General features: G+C 48.5%; 7 protein-coding genes. 4 read left to right on the forward strand and 3 right to left on the reverse strand.

The features are described 5' to 3' along the window. The 3 genes from Q0991_RS06140 to Q0991_RS06150 form a co-directional block, all read left to right on the forward strand. Nucleotides 1–1,500: nucleoside recognition domain-containing protein (locus Q0991_RS06140; RefSeq protein WP_299486466.1), on the forward strand; the 1,500-nt coding region annotated here is incomplete at its 5' end. Continuing rightward, nucleotides 1,497–2,957: a hypothetical protein gene (locus Q0991_RS06145; RefSeq protein ID WP_299486467.1), complete on the forward strand. Its 1,461-nt coding sequence runs from the start codon at nt 1,497–1,499 to the stop codon at nt 2,955–2,957. The genes Q0991_RS06140 and Q0991_RS06145, both read left to right, overlap by 4 nt. A gap of 211 nt (nt 2,958–3,168) precedes the next feature. Then, nucleotides 3,169–3,564, forward strand: coding sequence for a transcriptional repressor (locus Q0991_RS06150; RefSeq protein ID WP_299486468.1), 396 nt, complete (start codon nt 3,169–3,171; stop codon nt 3,562–3,564). 69 nt (nt 3,565–3,633) lie between these two features. On the opposite strand, the gene Q0991_RS06155 is transcribed toward Q0991_RS06150, so the two are convergent. Together Q0991_RS06155 and Q0991_RS06160 are read right to left on the reverse strand one after the other, a co-directional pair. Beyond that, nucleotides 3,634–4,203, reverse strand: a complete 570-nt coding sequence (locus tag Q0991_RS06155; RefSeq protein ID WP_299486469.1) for a Uma2 family endonuclease — start codon at nt 4,201–4,203, stop codon at nt 3,634–3,636. A gap of 783 nt (nt 4,204–4,986) precedes the next feature. Continuing rightward, nucleotides 4,987–5,664 carry a DJ-1/PfpI family protein gene (locus Q0991_RS06160; protein WP_299486471.1) on the reverse strand — a complete coding sequence of 226 codons (678 nt, stop codon included), beginning with the start codon at nt 5,662–5,664 and terminating at the stop codon, nt 4,987–4,989. 99 nt (nt 5,665–5,763) lie between these two features. Between Q0991_RS06160 and Q0991_RS06165 the strand changes: the two genes are divergently transcribed. Next, nucleotides 5,764–6,489, forward strand: coding sequence for a LuxR C-terminal-related transcriptional regulator (locus tag Q0991_RS06165; RefSeq protein WP_299486473.1), 726 nt, complete (start codon nt 5,764–5,766; stop codon nt 6,487–6,489). A gap of 249 nt (nt 6,490–6,738) precedes the next feature. Here the strand turns inward: Q0991_RS06165 and Q0991_RS06170 are convergent, their stop codons facing one another. Next, nucleotides 6,739–6,918: a hypothetical protein gene (locus Q0991_RS06170; protein ID WP_299486475.1), complete on the reverse strand. Its 180-nt coding sequence runs from the start codon at nt 6,916–6,918 to the stop codon at nt 6,739–6,741. Nucleotides 6,919–7,233 lie beyond the last annotated feature (315 nt).

A 7,233-nucleotide genomic window follows, 5' to 3' on the forward strand; every position in this document is an offset into this window, starting at 1 on the left:
ACGTTTTGGGACAAAGCGTCTCAAGCTGGGTTTACCCAGCAGATTGTTCAATGCTGGGACCAGACCTCGAATCTGGCGTTTATCCCCGTTGATGCCAGGCATCTAACCCCAGCCCAGCACCACGACATTCGGGCAGCCTTGCAAGAGCCGACTATATTTTCCCCAGAATGGCAACCCATTCCCACGGGATGGCGAATTGAACCGCGACCAACGGTGTTAGAACATTCACAGGTTGGCTGGCTGGTGGCGATCAGTCTCCTACTGCTACCGACCCTACTTGCGGTGTGGTTTGCCAATAGCTTTGCAGCAGTTGCCGATCCTCTGATGCAAGCGCTGATCCAGCCTCTGGTAGGCGTTCTGGCTAACATACCTCTGTCTTTGCCCAGGGAAATGCTGATTGGGCGTTATGGCTTGCTGACCATGGGGCCGTTGTTATGGGTCTGGGCTGTGCCGACCGTCATTCTCTATGCGTTATGTCTAGGAACTTACAAGGCCAGTGGCTTGGTAGAGCGGATTACGGTTGCTCTCCATCCACGGTTGCGCCCCTTGGGTTTATCTGGACGGGATCTGGTGCGGGTCGTGATGGGATTTGGCTGTAATGTGCCAGCAGTGATCAGTACCCGTGCCTGTTCGAGTTGTGCTCGCAAAACTTGTATGTCGGCGATTGCCTTTGGTTCCGCCTGTTCGTATCAATTCGGTGCCACCCTGGCGGTGTTTAGTGCAGCCCATCGGCCTAGTTTGGTGATTCCCTACCTGGGTTATCTCACTGTGACAACGCTGATCTACACTCGCTTGCTTGCCCCCAAGTCGGCTCGTTCTCGCCACAACCGGTTGATGATTGAACACCGCACGTTTTTGGAAAGACCGCGCTGGGCCACTATCTGGCGAGAAACCCAAGGCACGCTGCATCAGTTTTTTACCAATGCCATTCCCATTTTTGTGGCCATTACCTTGATCGCATCGATGTTAGATCAGCTGAGTCTACTGACTGCTACTGCATCTATAATTCATCCCCTAATGCAGATCTTTCGCCTCCCTCCAGAAGCAGCCTTGCCCATGATTTTGGCCTCTATTCGCAAAGATGGTCTGCTGCTCTTTGCTGAACCTGAAACTCTCTCTGCTCTCACACCACTGCAGATTCTCACAGGGGTCTACCTGGCAGGTGTCTTGTTGCCTTGTTTGGTCACAGCCCTGACGATTGCCAGAGAACAGTCTCTCCGATTTGCACTGACGCTAATGGGTCGTCAGGCAATCGCGGCAACTTGCTTCTCCTTGATTTTGGCTTGGGGCGGGTATTGGTGCTCAGGTGCATTAGCCCACGAGGTATACCCCTCATCGACATCATCTGACCCGCGTCAATTCCATGCCATGACTGACCTGTCTAGTCGACGAGCTAGAACGGAAACTTACGCAAATACAGAATTTTCAAGTTTTTTACCACGCCCTAGACTTCTTGGGTCTGTGCCAAAACGGATTGAAGTAGGGGGTTCAGCCCTATGAAGCACCGGATTTACCCCCTGGATCGTATTGCCATTACTGTAATGGCCGTTCTCACCATCTTGATCGGCTTGATCATCATGGGGGGTGACCATGCGGTACCCATTGTTCGAGACTTTAGTTGGCAAGAGAAACGGGTTGGCATGGAAGATACCGCTTTTATCTTGTCGTTTAATCGGACGATGGATTGGCCCAAGGTCGAAGAAAACCTGACCTTAACCCCTGAGTTGCCGGGAAAATTGAGCTGGTCAGGCCGACGACTGGCCTATACACTGACTGAGCCCATGCCTTATGGGACTCAATTCAAAGTCCAGCTGAGCCAAGTGGAGGAAGTTGGCCAGAGTCCCAATGTCCAGCCCAAGGTGATGCAGCCGTTTTCGGGGACGTTTCGGAGTCGAGATCGCGCCTATGTCTACATCGGTGTGAATGGGGAAGAATCAGGCCGGCTCATTCTCCAGAATTTAACCCAAGACCAAAAAACGATTCTGACCCCTGCTGACTTAGTCGTCACAGAATTTAAGCCGTATCCCTATGGCGATCGCATTTTATTCTCTGCTACGGCCAAGCGTCTTGTCTCTGAAGGAGAGTTTAACCCCAAGCTCTACACGGTCACGACAGGTTTACAGGCCAATCCCCCTGATCTAAATAACAGTTCTCAACAACCCCCAGGCGAGATTGAACAGGTCTTGGATAATCGGCAATATCAAATTCTCAAATTCGACTTAGCTGTAGACGGCAGCCGAATTGTTGTCCAGCGGGCACTGAAAGAAGGGGCGGGCTTAGGCCAGGTCAGTCTTTGGCAACTCCCCATAGGCAAATCGATCCAACTATTAGAGAAGGTCGAAGGAGGCAATTTCTTGATTGCCCCAGATAGTCGATCCCTCGTGATTGCCCAAGGACAAGGACTGGCTATCTTACCCCTAGAAGGCAGTGAGAATGATCAGCCCTTGGAGTTTCTGCCCAAATTTGGGATGGTTTTAAGCTTTGCAAGAGATGGATCAGCCGCTACGATGATCAAGTTCAACCCCGATTTCACTAAGTCTTTGTTCTTAGTCACGACTCAGGGGCAGCAAACCGAACTGCTCAAGACAACCGGCTCAATTCTCAGAGCGACCTTTGATCCCAAAAAACAGTTCCTTTATTGCTTGCTGACTCAGGTTAGCTCTGGCGAAGAGTATATAGAAATCCCATACCTGGCCACGATTGACTTAGCCACTCAAAAAGAAACTCGGCTCTTAAATCTACCCAATCAGCGTGATACAACTATGGCCCTCGCTCCAGATGGTTCAGCGTTGCTATTCGACCAAGCGATTGAAGCGAGTCCCGACTATCCAGAGAGTTCTCAGACGAACCAAGGCAGTTTAGTGACCACCAGTAATCTTTGGATCTTGCCCTTAGACAGTAGTAATCAGCAACCTTCTTCTGTTGGCTCAGGTATTGATCCACAATGGTTACCGTGAGGGCCACAATTACTCCTCTGCAATTGCCTGAAGTAGCTGCATTCCTCTGGTCGTTAACCCAAACAGACTGCCTAGGGGGTAGGGGTAAATCGTAATATTGACGGTCTTTCAAGAACGGCTGCTATCATAAAATGAGAATGATAATCATGTCCGATAGTCTTGTGATTTGCCAAAAAATTGTTCTCATTCCAGGTGCAATAAGGAGTTGAGCATGCCAGAGAAACTAACCCCTCATCAGCGGCGCGTGTTGGAAGTCCTCTTTTCCACACCCCAAGAATTCTCTGCTCAAGATCTGCACCAAGAGTTAAAAAAACAGCAACAAAGAGTGGGGTTGGCAACCATTTACCGTGCCCTCAAGGTTCTCCAACAGCATGGCAAGGTGCAAACGCGTACTTTGACGAATGGTGAAGCAGTCTATAGTATTGCCTCTGCTCATCGGCATCATCTGACTTGTGTCAACTGTGGCATTTCCATGCCATTGCTGAACTGTCCAGTCCACGAGTTAGAACAAGAGCTTGCCCAAACCCAGAAATTTCAAGTCTTTTACCACACCCTAGAATTCTTTGGTCTATGCCAGAACTGCGCTGAAGTGGGGGCTTTAGCCTGAATAGAGGGACTTAGGTGAGCCTCAAGTAAAATATAGGTGCTCAAAGTGCTGAGAGTCGGTTCTTAACCTCTAAAACAGCGGTAGATCCAGGGTAAAACCTGGCAATATCTCTTCTTCTGACAGTTGAGTCGGCAGCGATTTTATCTCTACATCCTGCCCTGGTTGATAAATTTCTACTTGCTGATCCTGTGGATTGATTAGCCAACCGAGCCGAACACCATTTTCTGCATATTCCTGCATTTTTGCTTGTAGCACATCTAAGGCATCGGTCCGAGACCGCAACTCAATCACAAAATCGGGGGCAAGGGGTGGAAATCGTTCTTGTTCTTCTTTTGAGAGGTTATCCCAGCGACTTTGTTCGACCCAGGCCACATCCGGTGATCGTTTCGCGCCATTAGGCAATTGGAATACCGTTGAAGAACTAAATACCCGACCCAAGCCAGAGGCATCATTCCAGTTCCATACTTTTGCACCCAACGACATTTCTCGATCGCCACTTAAACCGCCAACTGGAGGCATAACGATTAGATCTCCCTGTGCGGTCATCTCAAAGCGCAGTCCTTCATTTTGACGACAAATATTGTAAAACTGCGCTTCAGTTAATGCTGCTTTTGAGGCATTAATTGTTAGCGTTTCCATAATTGTTACCCAGCCTAATCGGCAGTTTACAAAGTCGCTCGTGTCCTGATTCTAATTGAGAAGTGTTTGCGATCGCGACTGCGCCTCTAGAGCAAGGTAACCCACCACCTGGATTTCTCACCAGCCCTAGATTAGTTTGCCTATAGACTTCTGCACGGTTTGCAGAGAATTCTTTCAAACAACACACTCTGTATTTTGGTTTAGCTTCGGTGTCGTTGAAATCTAACGTTTCTGTTGGGTGGTTATCAGTAGACTTTGTATGCATTGCCATCCGACAATAATCTGCTCCAATAGAATTGTTTGGTGCAGTCTGGGATAACCATTTTCTAGTCTCGTTTATAGAACGACTCGCCGTGTTGAAAATACCCTATAGTATCGCGGATATCGATGACCGCGCTCACCATACCAATGACACACACATACACGATGAACCAGTACAAGCTTTCATCCAATGTTTGTGTAGCCAGTAGATACAGTAGGTAAGGGAGTATAAACAGCCAATGTGCGTGCCCGATGGGGCCGATGAGTTTTGAGAACGGTCGGCGACGATGAACTTGACTCCCAATCACGAAGGACAACACCCGACCCAGCAAAATCACCAAACCTGGCGTTTCGCGAATGAAATATAGACCACCTAGCACTTGTGGCAGTGGATATAGTATTGCCCATACCCGGATTGTCCAGGGTAGCGAACCCATGGCGTTCCAAAACTGAACTAAGTCTTTAAAGAAGCTCATAAACTAACGAAGCTATAACGTGGATGAAGAGGGGATTGTCGTCAGATCAGCGAACGGGGTTTGCAAATTCTAAGCTTGACATCTGCTGCATCAGTGCGATGGCTTTCTTGACTAGCTCAGGCCCCGCTTTCTCAGGTGAACCTGCATCAAATGGAGGCGCAGGATCGTACTCCAGTAAGAGTTGAATCATCTTGGCGGTTTCTTCGCCGCACAGAATACTTGCAACCGTTAGGCCAAAATCGATTCCGGCCGTCACGCCTCCCCCTGTGATGCGATTGCGATCGACAACAACACGCTCGTTTACAATCTCAACGCCTTGACTTGTCATTAGTTTTTCGCGCATGCCCCAATGGGTCGCTGCTCGATAGCCCTCTAGCAGCCCTGCTTTTGCTAGAAACTCTGCCCCACTACAGACAGAAGTAATAAACCGTGACGTTTTGCCTTGTTTACGGAAAAAGTCCAGCACCTCTGGATCATCTACGACTGCTCGCTGTTCTAAACCGCCGCCGACACAAATAACATCCAAAGATGGGCAAGTGGAAAAGGTGGTATCTGGCACGATCACTAAGCCGTCATCGCAGGTAATTGGGGCTAGTGTTTTCCAAATCCGATGCAGTTCGACACCGGGCAGTGCGCCGAACACTTGATGGGGGCCCACCATGTCCAGTGAGGTCATGCCAGGATAAAAGACCAAACCAATGACGTGCTTTTGTGGGGCAGGCATGAATTAATTTCCTTATTTTGATCGTTGGTGAATCTATCCTTATGCTATGAATAGCGGCCCAGTGCGCCTAGTCCTCGATCGGGTACTCTTTTCACGACCATGACTCTTTCTTTGAAGCTTTTATTTGAAGAAACTCACCAGTGTAAGCATGAAGATGACTTGCGATCGCACTTAGCGCCGAAGGTGGGTGAGTACTTTACAGCGAAGCGATCAGGGATCTTTTTCTTTGACCAGCTTCTCTCTGAGCCTAAGTTTCAGGGCATTCTAAACATCGTTCTCTCCCTGGAACACAATCCGCTGGCGCGCTACCTTGCGGAATGCCATACCCCTGTCCATGAAGGATTAGTGACAACACCCAAAGCTTGGACATTGATCTGTCCTCGACCGGATCATTGGCATGTGATGGCAGGACCGATTGTTAACTGCGGTCAGTTAGTCGGTGCAGTGGGTTGTACTCGTGACAAATCAATGCCAGCCTTTGATCATCAGGATTTAGCTGATTTAAGTGCGATTTGTTTGCACCTGTCTACCTGGACGACTACAGTGCGATCGCAACAAAGTACGATGAAATCTCAGAATCCATTGTTGAGCACCGATCGGTTAACACCGCGTGAGTTGGAGATCGCCAATTTAGTTGCTTTGGGAAGAACCAATGCAGAAATTGGCAAGGAACTTTGGATCACCGAAAATTCTGTCAAACAGGCTCTAAAGCGAATGTTTCGTAAGCTTAAAGTTTCGTCGCGGACAAAAATGGTTGCACAACTCTTTGCGACTCAAAATTATATTGCGAGTGAGGGAGAGCCTCAATCAAATGCTCACCAGTAACCTGTAGCTTAGCCTTTACCAAGCAATTAGCAGCCGGACTGTGAAGTATACGTCAGGCTGTCGTGTAACACACCTATGAATAATCTTTAGATGCCACCTGTCGTATAACACTCTATTAAGTTAACCGATGTTGTTTACTCATTCAGTTCTTTGGCATCGGCTGGTGAGAAATCTAGGATCAACTCCATCGCCTTGAAAAGCTGTTGAAGAACTAAATACCTGACCTAAGCCAGAAGCATCATTCTAGTTTCATACCTTTGCACCCAGCAACATTTCTCGATCGCCACTTAAACTACCAACTGGAGGCATAACGATTAGATCTCCCTGTGCGGTCATCTCAGAGTGCAATCCTTCATTTTGACGACAAATATCGTAAAACTGCGCTTCAGTTAATGCTGCATTTGAAGCATTGATGGTCAGCGTTTCCATAGACAGCATACTCAGTGTGTCTCACATGTTGCCTATGCTCTGATTCTAATTGAGAAGTGTCTGCGATTGTGACTGTGACCCTAGAGCAGGGCAATCTCTCACCGCATCCCTCTTCTTGGCGGGATAATCTTAGCAGTGACTAGGACGCCTAGTTGTGGCTTCATACGGCCTAAGGGGTCGAACGGTGGCAGATCAACCTGCAGCCATTGTCAATATAACCTTTGGGGATGACAAGGGTTTCACAATGTGGTCTGAATCAGTGATAGCGCCCTCATGCCTCTCTGGTAATTGAGTCGTTTATGGGGTTTCAGTTGC

Source organism: Acaryochloris sp. IP29b_bin.137 (genome assembly GCF_028285745.1).
GTDB lineage: Bacteria > Cyanobacteriota > Cyanobacteriia > Thermosynechococcales > Thermosynechococcaceae > Acaryochloris.